This window comes from Niastella sp. OAS944, from assembly GCA_024809215.1.
Classification (GTDB): domain Bacteria; phylum Bacteroidota; class Bacteroidia; order Chitinophagales; family Chitinophagaceae; genus Niastella.
In genome coordinates, this window is sequence record JANUBW010000003.1 from 781715 (window position 1) to 805675 (window position 23961).

At 44.0% G+C, this 23961-nt stretch carries 21 protein-coding genes; 14 read left to right on the forward strand and 7 right to left on the reverse strand.

Translation table 11 applies throughout. From position 1 onward, the window contains the following. Positions 1-221: 221 nt before the first annotated feature. Positions 222-1799 carry an amidohydrolase family protein gene (locus GGD38_RS17935; RefSeq protein ID WP_375297625.1) on the reverse strand — a complete coding sequence of 526 codons (1578 nt, stop codon included), beginning with the start codon at positions 1797-1799 and terminating at the stop codon, positions 222-224. 162 nt (positions 1800-1961) lie between these two features. On the opposite strand from GGD38_RS17935, the gene GGD38_RS17940 reads away from it, so the two are divergent. Further along, complete coding sequence (locus GGD38_RS17940; protein ID WP_375297626.1) at positions 1962-2216, forward strand: hypothetical protein; 255 nt, start codon at positions 1962-1964, stop codon at positions 2214-2216. 152 nt (positions 2217-2368) lie between these two features. Here the strand turns inward: GGD38_RS17940 and GGD38_RS17945 are convergent, their stop codons facing one another. The 6 genes from GGD38_RS17945 to GGD38_RS17970 form a co-directional block, all read right to left on the reverse strand. Next, positions 2369-2557, reverse strand: coding sequence for a CsbD family protein (locus GGD38_RS17945; protein WP_375297627.1), 189 nt, complete (start codon positions 2555-2557; stop codon positions 2369-2371). A 39-nt stretch (positions 2558-2596) separates the two neighbouring features. Beyond that, complete coding sequence (locus GGD38_RS17950; protein WP_375297628.1) at positions 2597-3142, reverse strand: hypothetical protein; 546 nt, start codon at positions 3140-3142, stop codon at positions 2597-2599. 53 nt (positions 3143-3195) lie between these two features. After that, positions 3196-4719 (reverse strand): serine hydrolase, encoded by a 1524-nt coding sequence (locus tag GGD38_RS17955; protein ID WP_375297629.1) that lies wholly within the window; start codon positions 4717-4719, stop codon positions 3196-3198. Positions 4720-4741: 22 nt separating this feature from the next. After that, positions 4742-6034, reverse strand: a complete 1293-nt coding sequence (locus GGD38_RS17960) for a serine hydrolase domain-containing protein (RefSeq protein ID WP_375297630.1) — start codon at positions 6032-6034, stop codon at positions 4742-4744. Between the two features lie 151 nt (positions 6035-6185). Next, entirely contained in the window at positions 6186-6944 is a 759-nt protein-coding gene (locus GGD38_RS17965) for a carboxypeptidase-like regulatory domain-containing protein (protein ID WP_375297631.1), read from the reverse strand. A gap of 66 nt (positions 6945-7010) precedes the next feature. Beyond that, a complete protein-coding gene (locus GGD38_RS17970) occupies positions 7011-8078 on the reverse strand; it encodes a phosphoribosylglycinamide formyltransferase (protein WP_375297632.1) in 1068 nt (355 codons plus the stop codon). A gap of 265 nt (positions 8079-8343) precedes the next feature. Between GGD38_RS17970 and GGD38_RS17975 the strand changes: the two genes are divergently transcribed. The 13 genes from GGD38_RS17975 to GGD38_RS18035 all read left to right on the forward strand — a co-directional run bounded on the left by GGD38_RS17975 (position 8344) and on the right by GGD38_RS18035 (position 23958). Further along, on the forward strand, positions 8344-9633 hold the full coding sequence (locus GGD38_RS17975) for a c-type cytochrome (RefSeq protein ID WP_375297633.1): 1290 nt from the start codon (positions 8344-8346) through the stop codon (positions 9631-9633). 117 nt (positions 9634-9750) lie between these two features. After that, positions 9751-12924, forward strand: a complete 3174-nt coding sequence (locus tag GGD38_RS17980; RefSeq protein ID WP_375297634.1) for a TAT-variant-translocated molybdopterin oxidoreductase — start codon at positions 9751-9753, stop codon at positions 12922-12924. A gap of 74 nt (positions 12925-12998) precedes the next feature. Then, positions 12999-14450 (forward strand): NrfD/PsrC family molybdoenzyme membrane anchor subunit, encoded by a 1452-nt coding sequence (nrfD, locus tag GGD38_RS17985; protein WP_375297635.1) that lies wholly within the window; start codon positions 12999-13001, stop codon positions 14448-14450. A 56-nt stretch (positions 14451-14506) separates the two neighbouring features. Beyond that, entirely contained in the window at positions 14507-15100 is a 594-nt protein-coding gene (locus tag GGD38_RS17990) for a DUF3341 domain-containing protein (RefSeq protein ID WP_375297636.1), read from the forward strand. A gap of 17 nt (positions 15101-15117) precedes the next feature. Next, complete coding sequence (locus GGD38_RS17995) at positions 15118-15801, forward strand: c-type cytochrome (RefSeq protein WP_375297637.1); 684 nt, start codon at positions 15118-15120, stop codon at positions 15799-15801. 34 nt (positions 15802-15835) lie between these two features. After that, the gene (locus GGD38_RS18000; RefSeq protein ID WP_375297638.1) at positions 15836-17062 is read left to right on the forward strand and encodes a quinol:cytochrome C oxidoreductase; all 1227 of its coding nucleotides are present in this window, start codon (positions 15836-15838) and stop codon (positions 17060-17062) included. A 73-nt stretch (positions 17063-17135) separates the two neighbouring features. Further along, a complete protein-coding gene (locus GGD38_RS18005; protein WP_375297639.1) occupies positions 17136-18248 on the forward strand; it encodes a cytochrome c oxidase subunit II in 1113 nt (370 codons plus the stop codon). A 48-nt stretch (positions 18249-18296) separates the two neighbouring features. Then, positions 18297-20105, forward strand: coding sequence for a cbb3-type cytochrome c oxidase subunit I (locus tag GGD38_RS18010; RefSeq protein WP_375297640.1), 1809 nt, complete (start codon positions 18297-18299; stop codon positions 20103-20105). Positions 20106-20177: 72 nt separating this feature from the next. Then, the gene (gene cyoE, locus GGD38_RS18015) at positions 20178-21080 is read left to right on the forward strand and encodes a heme o synthase (RefSeq protein WP_375297641.1); all 903 of its coding nucleotides are present in this window, start codon (positions 20178-20180) and stop codon (positions 21078-21080) included. 45 nt (positions 21081-21125) lie between these two features. Continuing rightward, entirely contained in the window at positions 21126-21695 is a 570-nt protein-coding gene (locus tag GGD38_RS18020; RefSeq protein WP_375297642.1) for a heme-copper oxidase subunit III, read from the forward strand. A 30-nt stretch (positions 21696-21725) separates the two neighbouring features. Beyond that, the gene (locus tag GGD38_RS18025; RefSeq protein ID WP_375297643.1) at positions 21726-22400 is read left to right on the forward strand and encodes a cytochrome c oxidase subunit 3; all 675 of its coding nucleotides are present in this window, start codon (positions 21726-21728) and stop codon (positions 22398-22400) included. Positions 22401-22469: 69 nt separating this feature from the next. Next, on the forward strand, positions 22470-22946 hold the full coding sequence (locus GGD38_RS18030; RefSeq protein ID WP_375297644.1) for a cytochrome C oxidase subunit IV family protein: 477 nt from the start codon (positions 22470-22472) through the stop codon (positions 22944-22946). A 199-nt stretch (positions 22947-23145) separates the two neighbouring features. Beyond that, complete coding sequence (locus tag GGD38_RS18035; protein ID WP_375297645.1) at positions 23146-23958, forward strand: SCO family protein; 813 nt, start codon at positions 23146-23148, stop codon at positions 23956-23958. Positions 23959-23961 lie beyond the last annotated feature (3 nt).

Genomic DNA, 23961 nt, shown 5'->3' on the forward strand with positions numbered 1-23961 from the left:
TTAAAGTTACAGGTTTCAGGTTGCAAGTTTCAGGGTGTAGGTATTGATGCTAATTCTTTCAAGGTTAGTGTTACCGGTTTCCGGTTACCTGTTGCCGGGATTTTAGCGCGTGGCTCGCTACTGTTTTGTGCGTTTTGTATTCTTGGGAACAGGTACCTGGCCGCCCGATAACTGTATTTGCTTTTCCTGGCAACTGGCAACCGGCACCTGGTAACCGGCAACTACTTCCTATAAGCCGGCCCATACAACGAAGCGCCGCTTCTAACCCCTGTATGTTTACTGTCATCAACAACAACCTGTCCATTCACAATTACATAATGAAAACCGGTGGAATACTGATGCGGCTGTTCAAATGTGGCATGATCACTTACGGTTTTATCATCAAATATTACAATATCTGCAGCCATGCCTTCTTTTAATAATCCGCGGTCTTTTAGCTGGAACTTCTGTGCGGCCAATGATGTCATGCGGCGAATGGCTTCTTCAAGTATGATCACTTTTTCTTCGCGCACATATTTTCCCAGTATGCGGGCATTGGTGCCATAGCCACGCGGATGCGGCATGCCTTTGCCCGGCATGGGTACCCCGGCATCGGCGCCGGCCATACAGAATGGATATCGCATAATGTACTTCACATCTTCTTCATTCATGCTGTGATATACCATTTGTGCACCGCCTTTTTCTACCATATCCATAATGGTTTCGGCTTCCTGGGCGGCCTTTGATTTGCGGCCCATCAGTTTATTTATTTCGGTAATGCTTTTACCATTGTAGCTGCTGTCGGTTGAATAGCTGGCCACCACACAATAACTGTAGTTTTTGAATTTGTATTTAGCCAGCTGGGCAAGCATTTCTTTTTTTATTTGCGCACGGGTAGCAGGGTTATGTAAACGAATTTTTAAAGAATCGTTGCCGCCGGCAAATGCCCAGTCGGGCATACGCACACCCAGGTTGGTGCTGCTGGCGGTATAAGGATATTGATCTATGGTTACATCCCAGCCATCCTGCCGCGCCTGTTGAATTAAACCAAGAGTAATATTACTGGTGCCCCAGTTGGCTTTGCCGCCTATTTTAAAGTGTGAAACCTGCACGGGTATATTGGCAGCCTTGCCAATATTGATAGCTTCATTAATGGCCTCTACAGCTTTGCTTTCTTCATTACGAATATGCGATGCATATACGCCGTTATATAGTGAGGCTACTTTTGCCAGCCCCACCACTTCTTCGGTATTGGCAAAGGTGCCGGGGATATAAATAAGTCCGGTGCTGATGCCTACCGCGCCTTCCTTCATTGCTTTTTCAACCAGCGATTCCATTTGTTGTTGTTCGGCAGTTGTGGGTAAACGATTATCGCGGTCCATCACTTCCTGGCGAACAGTGTTATGGCCATATAAAGTGGCTATGTTTATAGAAGGGTGCAGGCTGTCAATACGATGAAAGAAGTTTTTTAAATTACTGGAAGAACCGCCACAGTTGCCGGTTATCACAGTGGTAACACCATCGAGAATATAGTTGTCGGCAGTAGGCCATTGAAATATGGCGCCTTCTACGTGGCCATGCACATCTATAAAGCCGGGGGCAACGATCATTTTTTTTGCGTCAATGATCTTTGGTGCCGTGTAATCGGTGAGTTTACCAATGGCTGTTATTTTACCAGCGGTTACGGCTACATCGCCGTAATACCAGCTGTTGCCGGCGCCATCTATAATGCGGCCATTACGTATTAAAATATCGCAGGATGTTTGTCCCATGCAGGCTGTGCCTGCAAATAGAATAAGTGCAGTTAATAATTTTCTCATAGTTGGTTTTAAAATTAGGGAACCGTTTTAACATTTTGGGCTGCGTTTTTATGCGGGCAGGGGCGGGTCTGTTGCAAAAATTCCACAGCAATTGCTAACCCGGCGCGATGTGAAGCGTAAGGCTGGAATGATTATTTTAGTAATAATGGAAAGTGCATTCTTATGAAAAAGACTAACTATTTCTATCAAATGTTGATCGCGTTGGGTTTATGCGGCCTAATGTATTGTGGCGATGGCGGCACATCAAAAAATGCACAGGGATACGATAGTTCTACAAATGAAAATCAGCAGAATTATGATTCTATGAGTTCCGCACACCAGCGAGACCCATCTACAGCTTATCCGCAACCCCCGGTTACAGGCTCTAACGAGGACAGTACCCATACAAAAGACACTATTAATAGGCCCAAACACTAAAAGTAGTTATAAATAATTTGTTTTCACTTCAAGGTTGGTTTTGCATCTGTACAAGAAAAGAGAAGGAGCAGTAAGCGCCTTCTCTTTTTTATATAAAAAAATATAAAGGTGGGCCGTACGACCCACCTTTACTATTGTTGGAATAAGTGTAATTAACCGAGATCTCTAAGCCATTTGATCAGGTCATCTTTGGTTTTACCTGTCTTTTCCTGCATACGGCCCAGCCATTCGTCATCCTTGCCTTCTTCATATTTTATATCATCATCTGTCAGGTTCCCGTAGGCTTGTTTGATCTTTCCTTTCCACTTATTCCAGTTCCCTTTAATTTCTAGCTTGTCCATATAACTGTTTTCAATAACAGTTAAAAACCTGTGCCACCATTAATCGGTTGTGGCGCCTTTTTCACCAATAAACCAATGCTCTTTATTTCTGAATAAAACATTGAATGTTGTTAATGAACCGTATATACGGGTAATGTATTGCTGCAGGTTCACCTTATCCTCATCGCTCAATATTTTGTGTGCATTTATCTGTTGTTCCAACACACGTAAACGATCGCGCAGCATCACTATTTTATGAAAGAACACATCGATGGGCACCTCTTTTCCCTTTTGTGTTTTATCGGCCGGTTGTAAAATCATAAGGCCATTCTTCCAGCGATCGCCTAATGGAACGTTCTCTGAGAAGCCGCCCCATAAACGTAAGATCTTCAACAACGATCTTTCAACATCGCTGTGTGTTTCTATTTCTTCGGTAACGTTTTCAGGAATGATCTCTTCCAGAAAACTATCGTTTTTATCTATCTCTTTAATCCCATGATTTATAAAAGAGATGAGGTAGGTTGCGTACCTGATACCTACTATAACACCCGGGCCATGCTGGCGGTGTTGTAAACGGGTTCCTATGCCGAGGTTAAGTTGATCCATAACATTAATATTTCAACCTGAAATATACTATGAGTTTTTCATTAAAAAGCAGGTCACTTTTTCTTATAGAACTCATATGGCGTAAACTCTACAAAATCGGCCATGGTAACGGTTACCGATCTTATTTTACCATTGGCGGTGGTAAATGGCCATTCTTTTATACCATATAAAGGATCATTGAAAGTGGCCAAAAAGTTATTGCCGCCTAATGGTTCCAGCGTAACATAACGGCCATGATGATGCTCGAAGCGGGCAATAAGTTTTTTGTTCTCAATGGCAATGGTCATTTTACCATATACATTATGTTCATAAGTACCGGCATAAGATGCCAGTGGCAGGGTAGTGGGACGGTTCAGTGCAATGGTATCTTTCATTTTTTGTAACCATGCAGCTTCTTCATCCTGGTTCTTTTTATAACCATTCAGGTGTACCTGGCTGTAATTACGATACGGCAAACCTAAATAAGCATCCATTATTTCATTCTTCAACGATTCAAAAAAGTTATTGGCATCAGTATTGGTAAACACAAGGATGCCCAGTTTTTCCTCGGGCAACAGGGTTACACTGGTTACAAAACCATTTACACCACCGGTGTGCGAAACAATTTTTCTACCGCTGTATTCCTGCAGCATCCAGCCAAGGCCATATAATAAGAAGTGTGCTCTTGTAAATCGGTGACCACCATTGCCCATAATAGAATGCGGCAACCAGGTTTGTGCTATGGCTGCCTGTGGTATAACCTGTTTATCGTTATACTTACCACCATTCAACTGAGCCATTACCCAATGGCTCATATCGTTTATACTTGAAGAAATGCTACCGGCAGGCGCCAGGTTATCAATTTTACCATAGGGAATTTTTTTTAGAACGCCCTGTGCAACAGTATGTGCCGTTGCTCTGTTAGTTGCAGTTGTAATGTCATTTGATAGCGCCAATGTATTGTTCATTTCCAATGGCGTGAATATTTTTTCCTTTAGGAAACCGGCCCAGCTTTGATTGCTTACTTTAGGAATAATTTCACCGGCGGTCAAAAATGCCGCGTTGGTGTAACCCCAGCGGCTGCGAAAGCTGTACAATGGTTTTACCTTGCTAAGTTTTTCACGTACTTCAGCAATGGTAAGGTCCGAATCGAAATACATGAAATCGCCCTGAAAGGTTTCAAAACCCAGGCGATGGCAAAGCAGGTCGCGAACATTCGCCTGTTTTGTAACCCAGGGATCGTACAATTTAAAATCGGGTAAATATTTTATAACCGGGCTATCGAGCGAGATCTTTTTATCAACTGCCAGCATGGCCATGGCCGTTGCCGTGAATGCTTTTGTATTAGAACCAATCATAAATAAGGTATTCTCATCTACCTTATTCGTAGTGCCCAATTCGGTAACACCATAACCTTTCATTACAACCACTTTTCCATCCTTTACCACGCATACCGCTACACCAGGAATTTGCCAGTCGGCCAGTGCTTTTTGTACATATGCATCGAGACTGTCCTTTACAAATGAAGGTGTTTCCTGTGCAAACAGGTTAACCAAAAACAACAGGCTGCTTAGTAACAGTATGAGGTGTTTTTTCATATTGTAATGAAGCTTGAGGTTATTAATAGTTCATGGCCTGGTATACCAGCACCTTATATAAATTACCCAGGCTGCCCCAACTGGTGGGCCATATATTGCGGTAAACCAAACCAATTAATTTTTCCTTAGGATCTACCCAATACGTAGTGGCAAACATGCCGCCCCACTCGTATGTGCCTTCCTGTGTAGGTAGCAGCGCGCTGCCTCTTTCGGTGGTAATGCCAAAACCAAGGCCGAATTTATTGGCGCCGCGGCTGATATCGCCAATCTGGTTCATGGTCATCATACGAACGCTGTTATGGCTTAATATCCGTTTGCCATTGTATTCGCCACCGTTCAATAACATTTGCAGAAATATGGCATAGTCGTATACCGTAGATGATAAACCGGCGCCACCTGAATAGTAAGTACCATTCATTTTGGGATAATCGCGGTACATATCTGCATACAGATTTAATTTCTCTGGCATTTTAACCAGTTTCTTTGTTGCGCTGTCTTCTGTATACAGCATTACCAACCGGTTCTTTTTATCGGCAGGTAAATAAAAATAAGTGTCTTTCATGCCCAGCGGCTCAAAAATGCGTTTGGTCAGAAAGTCTTTCAGGCTCATACCCGATACCACTTCAATAAGGTAACCCAGTACGTCGTCATTAAGACCGTATGTCCATTTTTCGCCTGGCTGGTGAAATAAAGGCAAGCCGCCGAGGATCTTCATTTTATCGGCCAGCACAAAATCGGGAACGCCGATACCGCCAATTACGCCGGCTTTATAATATATGTTTTTAGCTTCGGTTGTACCGATCTGTGCATAACCCAGTCCGCTTGTGTGTGTAAGCAGATCGCGAATGGTGATCTCTCTTTTTGCCGGAACGGTTGTATAGGTTGTATCGGCTTTATTGTATTTGTCGAGGACCTTTGGGTTCCTGAACTCTGGAATAAAGTTGGAAATAGGATCGTCGAGCATGAATTTGCCTTCTTCAAACAACATCATCACTGCAACGCTGGTAATGGCTTTTGTTTGGGACGCTATGCGAAAGATGCCATCTTTGGGCATAGGTGTTTTAGCTTCCTGGTCGTTATATCCGAAGTTTTTGTAATACACAATTTTGCCATCGTGCACGATCATGGCCACGGCGCCGTTCATTCGCCCTTTGTCAACATATTCTTTCAACGCGGTATCGATGCGGCTTAAACGCTTTGAAGAGAAGCCGCCGGCCTCGGGAGTTGAGGCTATGCTGAGCACGGGATGAGTTGATTGGGCGAAGGCTGTAGTAAAATATAGTAATGCTGCTATTACGATAACGATCTGTTTCATGAGTGCTGGTCATGTTTAGGGTAGTAAGTTAGGAAGGAATGTTGAATATCGAATGTTCAATGTAGAATGTCAACCTGCCCCTTAAAAACGCACAGCCATTCTATTTATCCTAGTCAACTTGTTAACTCGTCAACATGTCAACTTTTTCCAACTACTCATTCTCCTTCTTCAACTCACCCATAATCTCCTTCAATTTCACATATTTCTGAAAGCTCTTCTTAATATAATCCTGCAACTCGTAGTCGGTGGCCGATTCTATAAAAACCAGATCGGGCCGGTAGCGGGTCATAAAAGTATCCAGCTCGGGGCCGCGTAATTGGGTAAGCCTTATAACCAGGGGCCGGCTAAAGCGATGATCAATGTATTTCTCTTTTTCTTCTTCAATCAGCCTGTCGCGGAAGGCAGCCTGGCGGCGGTTCTTTTTGAAGTTGAAAACATCTATAAGCTGGTCGAGGTCAACGCCAACGGCTGCATTTTGCGTGTTGGGGCTAACTATGCCAATGCCTGGCTTTCTAAAATTAAATGCTTTGGCATATTCCTTCCGGTTCTCAAGAGAGTCCAAATGGTAATTCCGTTGTTTTACCATAATGGTCTTAAGCTCAGTGACATTTACATGCAGCGAAATTTCAAAGTTCTGCTGGTTGGGGATGGAAGCCACCGGGTATTTAGGCGTTCCTTTATTTAAATAGGAGAAGGTGATGGAGTCGGTGTCTTTTACATATAAGGAGTACCGGCCCAGGGAATCGGTGATGGTACCATTGCCGCCGGTGCTCATTACGCTCACGCCTGCCAACGGTATCTGCTGGCTCATATCGAACACCTTTCCTTTAACCTGAATTTGCACCTGGCTAAAGCCTGTGAGTGAGCCGCAAACCAGTAAAATTAAAATTATGTACCGTTGTAATGTCAAGCTGTTGAAATTGAATTTGTGATATTACTGCAAGAAAATGATATTAACATAAAAAGCCTGACCGTTTTAACGGCGTTTTTGCAGTTCGCGGGCTACTTTTTCAACAATAACCGGGTAATGTTCATGCTCCAGGGCGTGAATCTTTTGGGCCAGGCTATCGGCTGTGTCGGTTTCATCGATGGTACAGCGGGCCTGGAAGATCAGTTTCCCGTGATCATATAATTCATCAACATAATGGATGCTGATGCCGCTTTCTTTTTCTTTGGCGGTGATCACGGCTTCATGCACAAAACGGCCATACATGCCTTTGCCCCCATAATTTGGCAGCAGGGCAGGATGTATATTTATTATAGATAAAGGAAATGCCTGCACCAGTGCAACGGGAACTTTCCATAAAAATCCGGCAAGTACAATAAAATCAACATTATGTTGTTTTAGTTCGTCAACGTAGGCATTGCCTCTGAAGAAGGGTTCCTTCTCTATTATTAAAGTGGGAATATTCTCTTTTTGGGCAATTGTTAATACGCCTGCGCCTGGTTTGTTGCAAACAATTAATGCTATTTTAATTTCGGTATGTTGCCTGAAATGGTCAATGATCTTTTGAGCATTTGAACCGGCCCCCGACGCAAAAATGGCTACATTAATGGTTTCTGGTTTCTGGTTTTTGGTTTTTGGTTGAGTGGCCGAATGTTGAGCTTTCTGATTTTCTTCAGCTGGCTGATCGGACATTGCCGATTGCCGATTGCCGATTGCCGATTGATTAGTGCCTGTTTCTTCAATCCCCGCGCTAAGCATATAATGATCTACGTTTATTTTATTTAGGTTTTGTTTTTTACCTGGCAACGACGGGTTGCTAATCAGCTTCATACGTTGAAGGATCTTCTTTTCATAATTCCAGAAGAAATTAAATTGGCCAAATGGAATGGCGAAAAGAAGGATCAGTATCTGATAGCCAAAAAGGAGGATCCCTATCTTAATGGCCCAGTACCAAAACGATGAAGCATCGAGTTGCAGCCATTGGGTAACCGATCGGGTTAACCAGGCCGTTGTTGTTCCGGTAATGGCAAAAACACACAGTATTAAAATCAACTGGGTGCCATTAACGTTCCATTTTTGTTTCAGTCGATGAAACATGAACGCAAAAGTGCAGGAAAAAATCGGGGTGGAGAAAAGTGGTTTTTACTATCCGTTTACGAGATGCGAAACATTAGTTGTCAACTTGACAAAAGCATGACATTTCTGACTGAACCGTTTTAATGAACATGGTAAAATCCGCTGAAACCCGCGCCAGGCCTACATTAAAAAAATTTTAAACAGGTTGTGATTTTGTTAAAATCCTGACTTATTTTTGCACCCAATTCGGGAAATTTTTCCACATAATTTCATCATATCCAACAATATGATTGATCATCGAGCAAATGTTAAGCGAACCCTCTTCAGTGCATTGTTCTTTTTATTATTGTCGTTCGGAAATAAGATTTCAGCTCAGGATGGGAAGGCCATTTTCAGTGATAACTGTGCTTCCTGTCACTCTGTGTTCAAAGATCTTACCGGACCGGCATTAGGAGGAGTAACAGCACGTGGCCCCTGGACTGATCGTAAAAAGCTTTACGCATGGGTTCATAATCCGGCTGGTTTTATGCAAACCGATCCCTATACACAGGGATTGAAACAAAAGTTTGGCGGTGCAATGATGACTGCCTTTGCATCATTGTCTGAGAAAGAAATTGACGCAGTTATTGACTACGTAGAAAAAACGTTCAAAGCAGGTCCTCCAACTGCTGGTGGCGGCGGTGCTCCTGCTGGTGCTGGTGGTGCACAGGTTATCGACGAAAAAGATAATTCTATCTTATACGGCGTACTGACCCTGATCCTTGCTGTAGTAGCACTGATCATGTTGCAAGTGAACAGCAACCTGAAAAAATTGGCCGACGAACAGGATGGCATCCCTGCATATGAGCCAATTCCGTTCTATCGTAACAAATCTTACATCACTTTAATAACGCTGATCCTTTTTGTAGTTGGCGGTTTCTTTATAGTGAAAGGCGCCATTGGTTTAGGACGTAGCACAAACTACCAACCTGAACAACCTATTTATTACTCACACAAAGTACACGCCGGTCAAAACCAGATCAGTTGCTTGTACTGTCACGGTGGTGCGATGGAAGGCAAACATGCCAACATTCCTTCAGTGAATGTTTGTATGAACTGTCACATGACCATCAACGAGTACACTGGCACTGCTGGTAAATTGTATCGCGAAGATGGTACAGAGGTAAACGGTACAGAAGAGATCAAAAAGATCTATGCAGCTTCTGGTTGGGACCCAGCTACAAAGAAATACACTGGTAAAGGACAGGAAATTGCCTGGACAAAGATCCATAACCTGCCCGACCACGTATTCTTTAGCCACGCTCAACACGTAAATGCCGGTAAAGTACAGTGTCAAACCTGTCATGGTGAGATCCAGAAAATGGATGAAGTATACCAATTTGCTGACCTCAGCATGGGCTGGTGTATCAACTGTCACCGTACAACTAAAGTTAACTTCGGCGGCAAAAACGGCGACGAAGGCAACAAGTTCTACAGCATTTACAAAAAGTATCACGACGAGATCAAAGCTGGAACGAGAGACAGTGTAACTGTTAATGATATCGGCGGCCTGGAGTGTCAAAAATGTCACTACTAATATCAGCCTGCTGATTGGTGTAAATGGTCCGTTGAATAAAAACCCAGTTTGAAAGAAAGGTTATAAAAAACAAGCTTTCAAACTTCCAAATTCACAAATTCTCAAATATTAAGATAAATGGCTAACAAAAAGTACTGGCAGAGTTTCGGAGAGCTCAATAACAGTGAGGCCTATGAAAAGTCGATTTCAAACGAGTTCAAAGAAGAATTGCCGTTTGAAAGTGCTGATAAAAAAGGACTTGATGTAAGTCCTGCCTCTCGTAGAGACTTTTTGAAATATCTTGGTTTTAGTACAGCGGCTGCAATAGCCGCGGCCAGTTGCGAAACTAAAGTTAGAAAGGCGATCCCTTATGTGAACAAGCCTCAGGATATGGTGCCGGGTGTTGCTGATTACTATGCTACTACTTATGTAAGTGGCGGTGAAGCAATTCCAGTTGTAGCCAAAGTGCGCGATGGACGTCCTATCAAATTAGAAGGTAATACACTTTCTACTTTCACAAAGGGTGGATCTTCTGCCCGCATGCAGGCGTCGGTGCTCGACTTATATGATACGGCCCGTTTACCTCACCCTATTGCTAATAACACGGCAACCAATTACGAGGCAATCGACCGCGACATTAAGAGCGCTTTAGCTGCAAACGGTGGTCAGTTGGTTTTATTAACCTCAACCATCACATCGCCTTCTACCAAACAGGTTATCGCAGAATTCTTAGCGAAATACCCCAACAGCAAACACGTTCAGTTCGACGCTATCTCTTATAGCGGTATGCTGCTGGCAAATGAAGCAACCTTCGGAAAACGCGCTATTCCATCATATAACTTCGATAACGCTCAAACTATAGTGAGCCTTGGTGCCGATTTCTTATGTACCTGGCTGAGCCCTGTTGAGTTCCAACACGGCTACAGCAAGAACCGTAAGGTAAATAAGACCAAGAAGGACATGAGCAAACACTTCCAGTTCGAAAGCATGATGAGCACTACCGGTGCCTCTGCCGACGAGCGTTTTGTTCACCGTCCGTCTGAAGCTGGTATCGTAGCTGCTGCTTTATTAAGCGCAGTGAATGGCCAGGGAGCTACTGGTGTAAGCGGAAAGCTGAAAGCCGGTATTGAAGCAGCAGCAAAAGAATTGCTTGCTAACCGTGGCAAAGGCCTGGTAGTTAGCGGAAGCAACAACGTACAGGTTCAGATCATTGTAAACGCCATCAACGACGCCATCGGCGCTTATGGTTCTACCATCAGCTGGGCTAACCCCATTCTGATGCACCAGGGTATCGATAGCGAAATGGTTACACTGGTTCAGGACATGCAACAAAGCAAAGTTGGCGCCCTGTTGATCTACGGTGCTAACCCTGTATACGAATACTACGATTCAGCAAGTTTCGTAAAAGGCTTGAAAGCAGTGAAACTCACTGTTTCTTTCAACGACAGAAAAGACGAAACAACCCAACTGTGTAAATACATTTTACCAGCTCCTCACTTCCTCGAAAGCTGGGGCGATACTGAACCAAAAGCTGGTTACATCAGCTTAATTCAGCCTACTATCAATCCTTTGTTCGATACAAGACCTTTCGAGCAAACCTTGTTAAACTGGGCTGGTAATCCCACTGCATGGGATGTATATCTTAAAAATTACTGGTTAACTAAATTAGGCAGCCAGGCAAACTTCAATAAAGCTTTACAGGATGGTGTTATTGAAACACCAGGTACTGAAGCAGGTGCAACTTTCAATAACGGCGCTGTGGCACAGGCAATTTCTGCTGCCAATACACAAAAGAAGAACAGCGAGTTTGAAGTTGTAGTATACCAAAAAACGGGTGTTGGTAGCGGTAAACAGGCTAACAACCCATGGTTGCTCGAATTACCCGATCCTATCACCCGCGTAAGCTGGGATAACTACGCGGTTATTTCTCCTGCACTGGCCAAGAAATTCGACATTGACCTGGCCGACAGAAGATCTGCCGACGGTTACGAGGTTAATGTTGAGAAGCCGGTTATTAAAGTAAAAGTTCGTGGTAATGAAGTGGAACTGCCAATCATCGTAGTTCCCGGTACACAGGAAAATACAATCGCCATAGCTGTAGGTTATGGTCGTGATAAAGGTGTTGGCCGTGCAGTATTAGCTGCTGATGGTGTTGACGGTAAAGTAAGTGTTCTGGGTAAGAACGCATATCCTTTACTGAGCTTCAACGGTTCAACCTTTGAATGGAATGGCCAGGCAGAAATGTCTACAACCGGCAAAACATACAAAATTGCCCAGGGTCAAACACACAACAGCTACGAAGGCCGTCACGGTGTAATTCGTGAAGTAACCCTCGAAGAATATAAACACGACGTTAACGTCGTTAAGAACGAAAGAGCTGCTGAACTGAAGAATTTCGGCGGACTCGAGAAGTTCGAAAAAGATGGTACACACTATCCTGTTTATGACCGTCCGGGCATTAAATGGGGTATGAGCATCGACCTCAACAGTTGCTTCGGTTGCGGCGCCTGCGTGGTAGCCTGTCACATCGAGAACAACGTTCCTATCGTAGGTAAACACGAGGTTATGCGTTACCACGATATGCACTGGTTGCGTATCGACCGTTACTTCAGCGGTAACCCTAATGATGCAGAAAGCATCCAAACTGTATTCCAACCGATGCTGTGTCAGCATTGCGACAACGCTCCTTGTGAAAACGTTTGTCCGGTGGCCGCTACACACCACAGCAGCGAAGGCATCAACATGATGGCTTACAACCGCTGTATCGGTACCCGTTATTGCGCTAACAACTGTCCTTATAAAGTACGTCGTTTCAACTGGGCCGATTACACTGGCGCCGATAGCTTCGCTAACAACCAACAACCGCTGGTTGAGGAAGGCAAACTGGACGATGTTGTACTGATGATGAACGATGACCTCACCCGCATGGTACTGAACCCAGATGTTACAGTACGTAGCCGTGGTGTAATGGAAAAATGTTCATTCTGCGTGCAAAGAGCACAAGCTGGTAAGCTTGAAGCCAAAAAACAAAACCGTCCGCTGGAAGACAGAGACTTCCAAACTGCTTGTCAACAGGCATGTTCAGCCGACGCTATTGTGTTTGGTAACGTGAACAATTCTCAAAGTGCGATCGCAAAAAATCGTGTTGAGAACGACAACCGTATCTACTACGCTCTGGAAGAAATTCACACCATGCCAAATATTAACTATCTGGCGAAAGTGAGAAACACCAAAGAGATCAGCAATGAAGGTGTGCTTACCGGTAGTGAACACGTAGCTGCAGCCGAACATGCTGCAGAGCACAAAGGATAAGTTGAACAGGTAAACTAAATTTTTCAGCTAACGATTTCCCGATACGCCGGGATGAATAGCTAAAAGCATATAACATGTCATTAATTAGATACGAATCGCAAGTAAGACCTCCGCTGGTAGACAATAACAAGGATTATCACCAGGTAACGGAAGATATTGTGCGTCCTATTGAAGCAAACCCAAGCCGCCTCTGGTGGACCGGTTTTCTTATCTCAGTAGCACTGTTACTTTTTGGTGTGTATTCAATTTACCGCGAGGTTACCTATGGTGTTGGTCAGTGGAACCTGAACAAAACGATAGGTTGGGGCTGGGACATCACCAACTTCGTATGGTGGGTAGGTATCGGTCACGCTGGTACACTGATCTCAGCGATCCTGTTGCTGTTCCGCCAGGGATGGAGAACAGGTGTGAACCGCGCTGCGGAAGCGATGACCATCTTTGCGGTAATGTGTGCGGGTCAGTTCCCGATCTGGCACATGGGTCGTGTGTGGATGGCGTTCTTCGTACTGCCTTATGCAAATACCCGCGGTCCGTTATGGGTTAACTTTAACTCGCCGCTGTTGTGGGACGTATTCGCGATCTCTACATACTTCACTGTATCATTATTGTTCTGGTACTCTGGTCTTCTTCCTGACCTTGCTACCGTACGTGACCGCGCTAAATTGAAATGGCGTAAATATATGTACGGTCTGTTGTCGTTCGGTTGGACCGGTTCTACCAAACACTGGCAACGTCACGAAAGCCTTTCACTGGTACTGGCTGGTATGAGTACACCGCTGGTATTATCAGTACACACGGTGGTATCGTTCGACTTCGCAACTTCAGTTGTACCTGGTTGGCATACTACCATCTTCCCGCCTTACTTCGTTGCGGGTGCCATCTTCTCTGGTTTTGCAATGGTGCAAACCCTGTTGTTGATAAGCCGGAAAGTACTGAAGCTGGAAGACTACATTACCCTCGAGCACATTGAGGTGATGAACAAAGTAATTGTATTAACCGGTTCTATTGTGGGTGTTGCCTACTTAACCGAGTTGTTTATATCATGGTATGGTCAAAACGCCAACGAAAGCTGGGCATTCGCTCAAAACAGGTTGAACATCTTCAGCCCTTACGGATGGAGCTACTGGCTGATGATGGGTTGTAACGTGATCTCTCCGCAGATCTTCTGGTTCCGCAAATTGCGTCGTAACCTGGTAGTTACCTTCTTCATGTCGGTTATCGTAAATATCGGTATGTGGTTCGAGCGTTTTGTGATCATTGTAACCTCTATCTACCGCGACTATCTGCCAAGTAGCTGGAGTACTTACTACAGCCCAAGTATTTGGGAGATCGGGTTCTACATGGGTACGTTCGGTTTGTTCTTTACGTGTTACTTCCTGTTCTCTAAGTTCTTCCCTGTAATTGCGGTGGCTGAGATCAAGCACATCCTGAAAAGATCAGGTGATAACTATAAGAAGAACATGTTCCAAATTGAAAAGAACAGTGTTGATCATTTGTATCACGATATTCACAGCGATCATCACTAATTGTAGAGGCATTACAGAAACAGAATTCTCGAAACAAGAAATATCAAAATCTTTATATGGCTGTTAAAAAATTTGTTGTCGGTTGTTTTGATGATGAGGGGCCGTTATTTGATGCCGTTAAAAAAGTACGCAAATCAGGTTATAAGCTGCACGATGTATATACTCCATTTCCCATTCACGGCTTAGACACCGCCATGGGTTTACGGGATACCAGCATCCACACAGCCGGATTCTTATATGGTATTTTTGGAACTACCTCTATGTTGTCATTCATGACATGGGTATTCACCAAAGATTTCCCTTTGAACGTGGGTGGTAAACCACACTTTGCTTTACCAGCCTGGATTCCCATCACCTTCGAGTTTACTGTATTGTGTGCCTGCGTGGGTATGGTGATCACCTTCTGCTACCTGTGCCAGCTGGCGCCTTTCGTAAAGAAACACCACTTTAACCTGCGTTCAACTGATGATCAGTTTACGATGGTGATTGAGTGTCCTGAAAAGACAAACGAAGCGGAATTAAGTTCATTCCTGACCAGTGTTGGCGCTTTTGGCGTAAACGTACAACATGCCGAAACCGGATGGTGGTTAGGTAGATACGATAAAGATCAAAAATTGTTTGAAGGTCAAAGCGAAACTGTTTCTGCATAATATCTGAATACTTTAAGATGAAAAAATTATCAATTATTTCTGTTTTAGTGATGTCTGTGATAGTGTGGAGTTGCAGTGACGTACGTAGAAGTCCGGGCAAAGTGTATATGCCAGACATGGCTTACAGCCGGGCATATGAAACCTATGCACCTATTGATACACTCGCAAAGCAGGGTATTCATTATAACCGCTTGCCGGTAGCAGGTACCATTAAACGTGGTGAGTTACTGCCTTTTCTTTTGGCAGCAGACAAGCCTGGCGACACCGCTAACTACGCACAATCAGTGCATGTAACAAACCCGTTACCTGCCCTGGATGCAGTACAAATGAAAGAAGCAGAACGTTTATATCTTGTAAACTGCGGTATCTGCCATGGTACGGCGCTCGATGGTAATGGCCCATTGTACAATGGTGGTAATGGCCCGTTCTCAGCAGCTCCTGCTAACCTTGCAGGTAATGCAAAATATGTTAACATGCCTGAGGGACAGATGTTTTATTCTGTAACTTATGGTAAAGGTCAAATGGGTAGCTACGCTTCTCAGTTGAGCACCACACAACGCTGGCAGATCATTCACTATGTGAAATCAAAACAGGGTGGTGGTAAACCTGCAGCCGCAGCAGCGCCTGCCGCTGATTCAGCAGCAGCTGCAAAACCAGCAGCGCCTGCAGCAGCAAAAGTTGCCGATACAACAAAAAAATAACTGACACGAACACAGAACATATAAATTACTGATAATGGCTATTAAAGAATTTTTCGCCATCCCCGCACGATACAGAACCTGGTCATTGGCTTTGATGGGAGTCGGCATTTTATCTGTAATCATCGGTTTTGTTTTATACGGAACCGGTCATCACCCAGCTAGATTTTGGGCTACCATGCTGCAGAACAGTGTTTTCTTTCTGCTGGTTACCAATGCCGCCATGTTTTTTATTTGCGCTACTACCCTGGCCTGGGGCGGTTGGCAGTTATCTTTCCGTAGGGTTACCGAAGCGATCTCAGTTGCAGTAATTCCTTTAGGTATTATAGCCGGTATCGTATTATTATGCCTGGTGTTAATTCCTGACATTCATATATTCCATTGGTTAGAGCCACATGGCGATAAGATCCTCGAAGGCAAATCGGCCTTTTTGAACAGAGGTTTCTTTATTACCTGGACCATCCTGTCTATTGGTTTGTGGATTGTATTAGGTTATAAAATGCGTCAGTTAAGCCGTGAGCTGGATACCACTCCGCTGCCCGATGCTGAGGCTGGTCGTAAATACATCTTTAAAAATACCGTTTGGGCTGCCGTATTCATCGTATGGTTTGCATTGACCGTAATGAGCGTTACGCCATGGTTCTGGTTAATGAGTATCGATGCACACTGGTATTCTACCATGTACAGCTGGTACACCTTTGCCAGTACTTTTGTAAGCGGTATGGCCCTGATCACCATCTTTGTGGTGTTCCTGAAAAATCAAAGCTACCTCGAGTATACCAACGAAGAGCACATTCATGACCTGGGTAAGTTCATGTTTGCCTTCTCTATCTTCTGGACGTACCTGTGGTTCTCACAATACATGCTTATATGGTATGCGAACGTGCCTGAAGAAACTGTTTACTTCAATTCACGTATCACCAGCCATAGCCACAGTGGTGCATATAGCGGCCTGTACTGGTTTATGTTTATCATAAACTTCCTGGCTCCGTTATTAATATTAATGCGCCGTGGTTCAAAAAGAAATTATACAACGGTTACGTTTATGGCTATCCTGATCATTTTCGGTCACTGGCTCGATTTCTATCAAATGATCCACGCCAGCTTGTTCCCTGAGAAGGTTTCGCTGAACGTATTTGATTTTGGTGTGGCTGCCGGTTTTGTAGGTTTGATCATGTTTGCCGTAGGCCGTGCTTTAACAAAAGCGCCCCTGGTTGCCCAAAACCACCCGTTCATCAAAGAGAGTATTATACATCATACGTAAGCATTGCTTAACGGTATGAGACTTAATAAAACAACGAACACAGTTTCGATAGTATAAAAATTATTGAAAGATCATGACAACTACCGGATTATTTTTATTAGCTATCCTGGCGCTTGGGTTTCTGATTACGTTTCAGATAGCCAAGGCGAGTGAGTATGTCTCCGTATTAAAGGGAGAAAAAAAGTCTTTCGAACAAAATAACAGGATCAATGGATTTTTGATGGTAGTGTTCCTGGTATTGGGTATCATAGGTGTATACTGGTGCAACAAAGCGTTGTACCACAAAACGCTGATGCCTTTCCCTTCAGCTTCTGAGCATGGTGAGAACATCGATACCATGTTGAAGATCACGTTACTTATTACAGGTATCGTATTCTTCATTACCCAGATCTTATTATTCTGGTTTGCTTACAAATACCAGCATAGCGATAAAAGAAGAGCATTCTATTATCCCCACAATAACAAACTGGAACTTATTTGGACTACCGTTCCTGCTATTACCCTGTGTATACTGGTAGGTTTTGGTTTGTACTACTGGTTCAAGATCACCGGCGAAGCTCCACAGGATGCTATGCAGGTTGAAATTACCGGTCGTCAGTTCGGTTGGATCTATCGTTACCCCGGTAAGGACAATACATTTGGTAAGAAATATTTCCGTATGATAGATGAGGCCAATGGCAACATGTTGGGTATGGTATGGAAAGATTCTACCATGGAAACGCCAAATGGTGTTCGTAACCTGAAAGCAGATGCTGCCGGATTCGATGATATCATTACTACCACTGCTATGGTGTTGGTAAAAGATCAACCGGTAAAACTGATCATCAATTCACGCGATGTGATCCATGACGTAGGTCTGCCTCACTTCCGTTTGAAAATGGACGCCGTTCCTGGTACTCCAACAACCCTGTGGTTTACGCCTAAGTTCACTACAGAAGAGATGAAGAAGATCACAAATAACCCCAATTTTGAATATGAAATTGCCTGCGACCAAATGTGCGGTAACGGCCACTATTCAATGAAAGGGCTTATTAAGGTAGTAAAACGTGATGAGTTTATTTTATGGCGTGCCAAGCAAGAGCCAGGCTACAAGCCAGCAGCTACTGCTGCTCCGGCTCCAGCCGCTGCTCCTGCACCACAACCTGCAGTTGTAGATTCTGCAGCGCACGTTACAACCAAAAAATAACTGGTAACAGAAACAGAATTTAAATTACGACCTTCAAAATAAGATACAATGAGCCACGGTCACGCAGAAGTAGCTACATCGCATGAAGTGCATCACGACGAACATGGTGCGCATCATCACCATCAGTCGTTTGTTTCAAAATATGTATTCAGCATGGATCACAAGATCATTGCCAAGCAGTTCCTGATAACTGGCATGATCTGGGCCATACTGGGTGGTTTGATGTCTGTATTATTCCGCTTACAGTTGGGTTATCCCGATCAAACTTTCCCCTGGCTGGAAGATATTCTGGGCAACTGGGCACGCGGTGGTAAAATTACCCCCGAGAACTATTATGCCCTTGTAACTATGCACGGTACCGTTCTGGTATTCTTCGTGTTAACCGGTGGTTTAAGTGGTACGTTCGCCAACTTCCTCATTCCTTTGCAAGTGGGCGCCCGCGACATGGCTTCTCCCATGATGAACATGCTGTCGTACTGGTTCTTCTTTGCCGGTAGCATCGTAATGTTATCTTCACTGTTCGTACAAACCGGTCCATTCAGTGGTGGTTGGACAGCCTACCCGCCTTTAAGTGCCCTGGGTGATGCTTCACCTGGTTCTAAAGTGGGTATGGATCTGTGGATCACAGCTATGGCGCTGTTCGTAGTGTCGTCACTGCTTGGTGGTTTGAACTACGTTTCAACTGTATTGAACCTGCGTACAAAAGGTATGAGCATGACCCGTTTGCCTCTTACAATCTGGGCATTGTTCTTTACTGCTGTATTAGGTATCTTATCATTCCCTGTATTATTATCAGGTTTCATTCTGTTGCTGTTCGATCGTCACGGCGGCACCAGCTTCTACCTGTCAGATATTTATATTGCTGCTACTAACCAGGCTTTACCAAATGAAGGTGGTAGTGCCATCCTTTACCAGCACTTGTTCTGGTTCCTGGGTCACCCTGAGGTATACATCATCCTGTTGCCTGCGATGGGTATGGCATCTGAGATCCTCTCAGTTAACTCGCGCAAACCGATCTTTGGTTATATGGCCATGGTGGGCTCAATGTTCGCCATCACCATCCTCGCCTTCCTGGTTTGGGCGCACCACATGTTTGTAACCGGTTTGAACCCATTCCTTGGTTCTGTGTTCGTATTGCTGACCCTGTTGATCGCTGTACCTTCAGCCATCAAAGTGTTCAACTGGTTAACTACCATTTGGAAGGCAAATATCAAGTTCACCCCCGGTATGCTGTTCGCATTAGGTTTTGTGAGCCTGTTCATCTCTGGTGGTTTAACTGGTATCTTCCTGGGTAACTCTACATTGGATATTCACCTGCACGATACTTATTTCGTGATAGCGCACTTCCATATAGTAATGGGTGTATCTGCCTTCTTTGGAATGTTTGCCGGTATTTACCACTGGTTCCCCAAAATGTATGGCCGTTACATGAACAATACACTGGCCTTCATTCACTTTTGGGTTACACTGGCAGGCGCCTACCTTATCTTCTGGCCTATGCACTATGAAGGTTTGGCCGGTATGCCACGTCGTTACCTGGATTACAGCAACTGGGCTTCATTTAACCAGTTCGGTGATCTGAACAAGTTCATCTCTACTGTAGCTATCATCGTATTCGCTATACAATTACTGTTTGTGTTCAACTTCTTCTACTCTATCTTCAAAGGAAGAAAAGTAACAACACAAAACCCATGGGGTGCTACCACACTTGAGTGGACAGCTCCAATTCATCCTGGCCACGGTAACTGGGAAGGTGAAATACCTGAAGTTCACCGTTGGGCTTATGACTATAGCAAGGATGGACGTGATTTCATTCCGCAAACTGAGCCTATCAGTGCGAATGAGAGCAAACACTAAGCAGAATGTGCTAATGAGATAATGTGCTAATTAGCCAAAGAAAAAGGCACACTAAACAATATTCAATAACTGATGGAGCAAGTAACCGTGAAGCAACAGAGTTCTTTCAATATTGCCGGTAAGGTAAGAGATTATATGATGCTGATTAAGTTCAGCCTCAGCTTCATGGTTGTATTCTCTTCTGTTATCAGTTACCTGCTGGCGCCGAAAGTGGTTGAGTTCGACTGGCTTCACATCATTCTGTTGTTTATAGGCGGTTTGCTGGTAACCGGCAGTGCCAATGGGGTAAACCAGATTGTTGAGAAGGATACCGACGCCATGATGGCGCGTACTGCCAAACGGCCCGTGGCCGCTGGCAGAATGCAACCGGCAGAAGCCTGGGCATTTGTCATCATTTCCATTGCAGCCGGCTTGTTTATACTCGGTTATTATTTTAACTGGTTATCGGCAGGTTTGGCCCTGTTTAGCTGGTTTGTATATGCATACATGTACACACCGTTAAAAAAGATAAGTGCTATATCAGTGCTGTTAGGCGCTGTACCTGGTGCGTTACCTTGTTTAATTGGCTGGACGGCAGGGCAGGATGAGTTAAGCGCAGGTGGGTGGGTGCTGTTTGCCATTCAGTTCTTCTGGCAGTTTCCGCACTTCTGGGCTATTGCCTGGATTGCACACAAGGATTACACCAATGCCGGATTTAAACTGATGCCATCGGTAGAAGGCCCCACAAAGTATTCGGCCATACAATCGATCATCTATTCGCTTGTATTGATACCCGTGGGTATGTTGCCCTACCTGGTAGGCATGAGCGGCATGGTAAGCTTTTACATTGTACTGGCAGCAAACCTGTTGATGTTGTGGCAAAGCATACGCCTGTATCGTGAAATGGAGAAGAAAGCAGCCCGCCGCGTAATGTTCGGCAGCTACATTTATTTGCCTGTTGTGTTACTGGCGTTGCTGGCAGATAAGATACATTAAGGAACAAGATTCATCATCGACGAATCATAAAACTTAAAAACCGTGATGACAGAAGCAGTGAGTACGCAAAGAAAAAAAATACATCCCCACAAATTCACTTTGTGGGTTGCCATAGGCAGCATCATTATGATGTTTGCCGGTTTAACCAGTGCCTATATTGTAAAAGGCAGCATGGCTGGTTTTGAAACCGTAACCATGCCAACGCTCTTTTATTATTCAACTGCAGTAATGCTTATCAGCAGCCTCACTATGCAGTGGGCGCTGAAATCGTTCAAAGAGCGGGGCATGCAGCAATACCGACGTTTATTAACGGTAACCATGGTATTGGGCTTTGGTTTCATAACTATGCAGATCATTGGATTTTCGCAGTTATGGGATGCCGGTTCCAAATTGAAAGGACCAACTGGGGCAGCCCAGTTCCTGTATGTAATTTTCGGGTTACACGCGGTGCACGTTTTAGGCGGAGTTGTCGCATTGATAATAATGTTTATCAAAGCCTTTAGTGCACGCATCCGAAACTATAATTCAATACCAGTAGAAGTAATGAGCACCTACTGGCATTTTGTAGACCTGTTATGGGTTTATTTGTTCGTGTTCTTTTTGTTTAAATTATAATTGCAGAACTACTAATACTAAAATAGTAACATGGCACAAGCAGCAACGGCTAATACAGGCATGTGGTCAGGTGGAAAGAGCCCATTTAAAGTGGAGTATGGAAAGCTGATGATGTGGTATTTCTTAATGAGTGATGCTTTTACTTTTGGCGCATTCCTGATTTCTTACGGAACCATTCGTTTTTCAACTAACTCATGGCCCGATCCCAATCACGTGTTCAGATCATTCCCTGTTGTAGGTGAAATGAGCATTCCGTTGGCGTTTGTGAGCTTGATGACCTTCATTCTCATCATGAGCTCTGTAACCATGGTACTGGCAGTAGGCGCCGGCCATGAAAACAATAGAAAAGAAGTTTTGAAATGGTTAGGCTGGACCATCCTCGGTGGAGCTGCGTTCCTGGGTTGTCAGGCATGGGAATGGTGGCACTTACACCATCAGGGTGCATGGTGGGGTCACAATCCTTTCCCTAACATCGATGGAACCGTTTCTTCAACCAACTTTACCAACTTCTTCTTTACCATCACTGGTTTCCATGGCTTCCACGTATTGAGTGGTGTAGTGATCAATATCATTATGTTCATCATGACCTACCAGGGTGTGTTCGACAGAAGAGGTCACTACCTGATGATCGAAAAAGCTGGTTTGTACTGGCACTTCGTTGATCTGGTTTGGGTATTCGTATTCACCTGCTTCTACCTGTTCTAGGTTGTAGCAAGAACAACACGGTTTATAACAATATAGGCAGTTAATTGATTTATATATAATATTGCGATTATGGAAAATGCACATGTAGCAGAACATCAGCACGCTCATGACGAGCAACATACTTTCGACAGAAAAGCGATCTGGAAAACCTTCCGCATACTTTTATACATAACTGTATTTGAGCTTATACTGGCTATCGGATATTATTCAGTTGAATTTTCAAATCCGCACCTGGTTAAGCATTTATTGAATGGTGTGTTCATCGTTCTTACACTGGCAAAAGCTTTCTTTATTATAGCTGAGTTCATGCACTTGCGTCATGAGATCAGGAATATGATATTGACCATTTCAATTCCTGCATTGCTGTTCATTTGGTTTATTACCGCCTTTTTGTGGGATGGAAATTCTTACAAAAACCTGCGTAATACCTACGATAGGCATTATATTGAGCGTAGCACAGAAAAAGCTGCTCCACAACCAGCACATGGTGAAGAACATGGCGAGCAAAAGCATGGTGAAACCCAGGAGCCTGGTAAAATACATTAATTGACTTTACTGCTAAATGTGATATAAAAAAGAACCATCGCTGCTACAGCGGTGGTTCTTTTTTTGTAGGTAGAAACGGCTAGCGAACAAAGAGTTGTAAAGAGGTGTCTTATTGGAAATACATAAATGTGTCTTATTTTAATAAAAAGCTGCATGGCATTGCCTCGTGAGGTAACTTTGCGCAGCAAAAGAAATAATCGTGAGTCAGAAAGCATTATTAGCCCTGTGTATTGCCATTTTCTTACCAGTAATAAGCTATTTCATAGTAAAAGGGGTAAGCCGCGACGCCATTCACATGCCGCCGCATTATTATGCCGATGAAGTAATTGATACGGTAAAGAATGGGAAAAGAGTAAGCGATACCATTTGGCACCAGGTGGGCAATATTACCTTGCAAAACCAGTTGGGCGAAAAAGTATCCATGCACGATCTGCATGGCAAGATCGTAGTGGCAGACTATTTCTTCACACACTGTCCTTCAATTTGCCCCTACCTTACCAGGAATATGAAAGGCCTGCAGGATGCGCTTAAAATGAAGGATGTTACCAAAAGAATAGATACCTCATTTGTACAGTTTGTATCATTTACTGTAGACCCTGAAAGGGATAGCGTAGCGCAGATAAAGAAATATGCCGATGCTTTTGGGGTGAACAGCGATGTGTGGTGGATGCTTACCGGCCCCAAGAAAACCATCTATGATTTTGCATTGAACGAGGTGAAACTTGGTTTGCAGGATGGCGAAGGCGTTGATTCAAATTTCATTCATACCGAGAAATTTGTAGTACTCGATAAAAAAGGTGTTGTACGTGGATATTATAATGGTTTAGATACAGCATCACTATCGCGCCTGGCAGAGGATATTACCCTGCTGATGCTTGAAAAAGAAAAGAACGAAGCTTCGCCGGTTTTAGCACAACTGAAAAGTATTTGGCCAATTTATATTGCCGTAATAGTGGCCGTTGTGCTGTTTGTATGGATCACCCGTAAACCTGCAAAAGAACCCAAATTTTAATAA

Bases quoted from the DNA above. Each gene is read 5' to 3' on its own strand.
- cyoE (WP_375297641.1), top strand. From the start codon at position 20,178: ATGGAGCAAGTAACCGTGAAGCAACAGAGTTCTTTCAATATTGCCGGT.
- GGD38_RS17940 (WP_375297626.1), top strand. From the start codon at position 1,962: ATGAAAAAGACTAACTATTTCTATCAAATGTTGATCGCGTTGGGTTTA.
- GGD38_RS17980 (WP_375297634.1), top strand. From the start codon at position 9,751: ATGGCTAACAAAAAGTACTGGCAGAGTTTCGGAGAGCTCAATAACAGT.
- GGD38_RS17995 (WP_375297637.1), top strand. From the start codon at position 15,118: ATGAAAAAATTATCAATTATTTCTGTTTTAGTGATGTCTGTGATAGTG.
- GGD38_RS17970 (WP_375297632.1), bottom strand. From the start codon at position 8,078: ATGTTTCATCGACTGAAACAAAAATGGAACGTTAATGGCACCCAGTTG.
- GGD38_RS18020 (WP_375297642.1), top strand. From the start codon at position 21,126: ATGACAGAAGCAGTGAGTACGCAAAGAAAAAAAATACATCCCCACAAA.
- GGD38_RS17960 (WP_375297630.1), bottom strand. From the start codon at position 6,034: ATGAAACAGATCGTTATCGTAATAGCAGCATTACTATATTTTACTACA.
- GGD38_RS18005 (WP_375297639.1), top strand. From the start codon at position 17,136: ATGACAACTACCGGATTATTTTTATTAGCTATCCTGGCGCTTGGGTTT.
- GGD38_RS18010 (WP_375297640.1), top strand. From the start codon at position 18,297: ATGAGCCACGGTCACGCAGAAGTAGCTACATCGCATGAAGTGCATCAC.
- GGD38_RS17990 (WP_375297636.1), top strand. From the start codon at position 14,507: ATGGCTGTTAAAAAATTTGTTGTCGGTTGTTTTGATGATGAGGGGCCG.
- nrfD (WP_375297635.1), top strand. From the start codon at position 12,999: ATGTCATTAATTAGATACGAATCGCAAGTAAGACCTCCGCTGGTAGAC.
- GGD38_RS17975 (WP_375297633.1), top strand. From the start codon at position 8,344: ATGATTGATCATCGAGCAAATGTTAAGCGAACCCTCTTCAGTGCATTG.
- GGD38_RS17955 (WP_375297629.1), bottom strand. From the start codon at position 4,719: ATGAAAAAACACCTCATACTGTTACTAAGCAGCCTGTTGTTTTTGGTT.
- GGD38_RS18000 (WP_375297638.1), top strand. From the start codon at position 15,836: ATGGCTATTAAAGAATTTTTCGCCATCCCCGCACGATACAGAACCTGG.
- GGD38_RS18025 (WP_375297643.1), top strand. From the start codon at position 21,726: ATGGCACAAGCAGCAACGGCTAATACAGGCATGTGGTCAGGTGGAAAG.
- GGD38_RS17935 (WP_375297625.1), bottom strand. From the start codon at position 1,799: ATGAGAAAATTATTAACTGCACTTATTCTATTTGCAGGCACAGCCTGC.
- GGD38_RS18030 (WP_375297644.1), top strand. From the start codon at position 22,470: ATGGAAAATGCACATGTAGCAGAACATCAGCACGCTCATGACGAGCAA.
- GGD38_RS17950 (WP_375297628.1), bottom strand. From the start codon at position 3,142: ATGGATCAACTTAACCTCGGCATAGGAACCCGTTTACAACACCGCCAG.
- GGD38_RS17945 (WP_375297627.1), bottom strand. From the start codon at position 2,557: ATGGACAAGCTAGAAATTAAAGGGAACTGGAATAAGTGGAAAGGAAAG.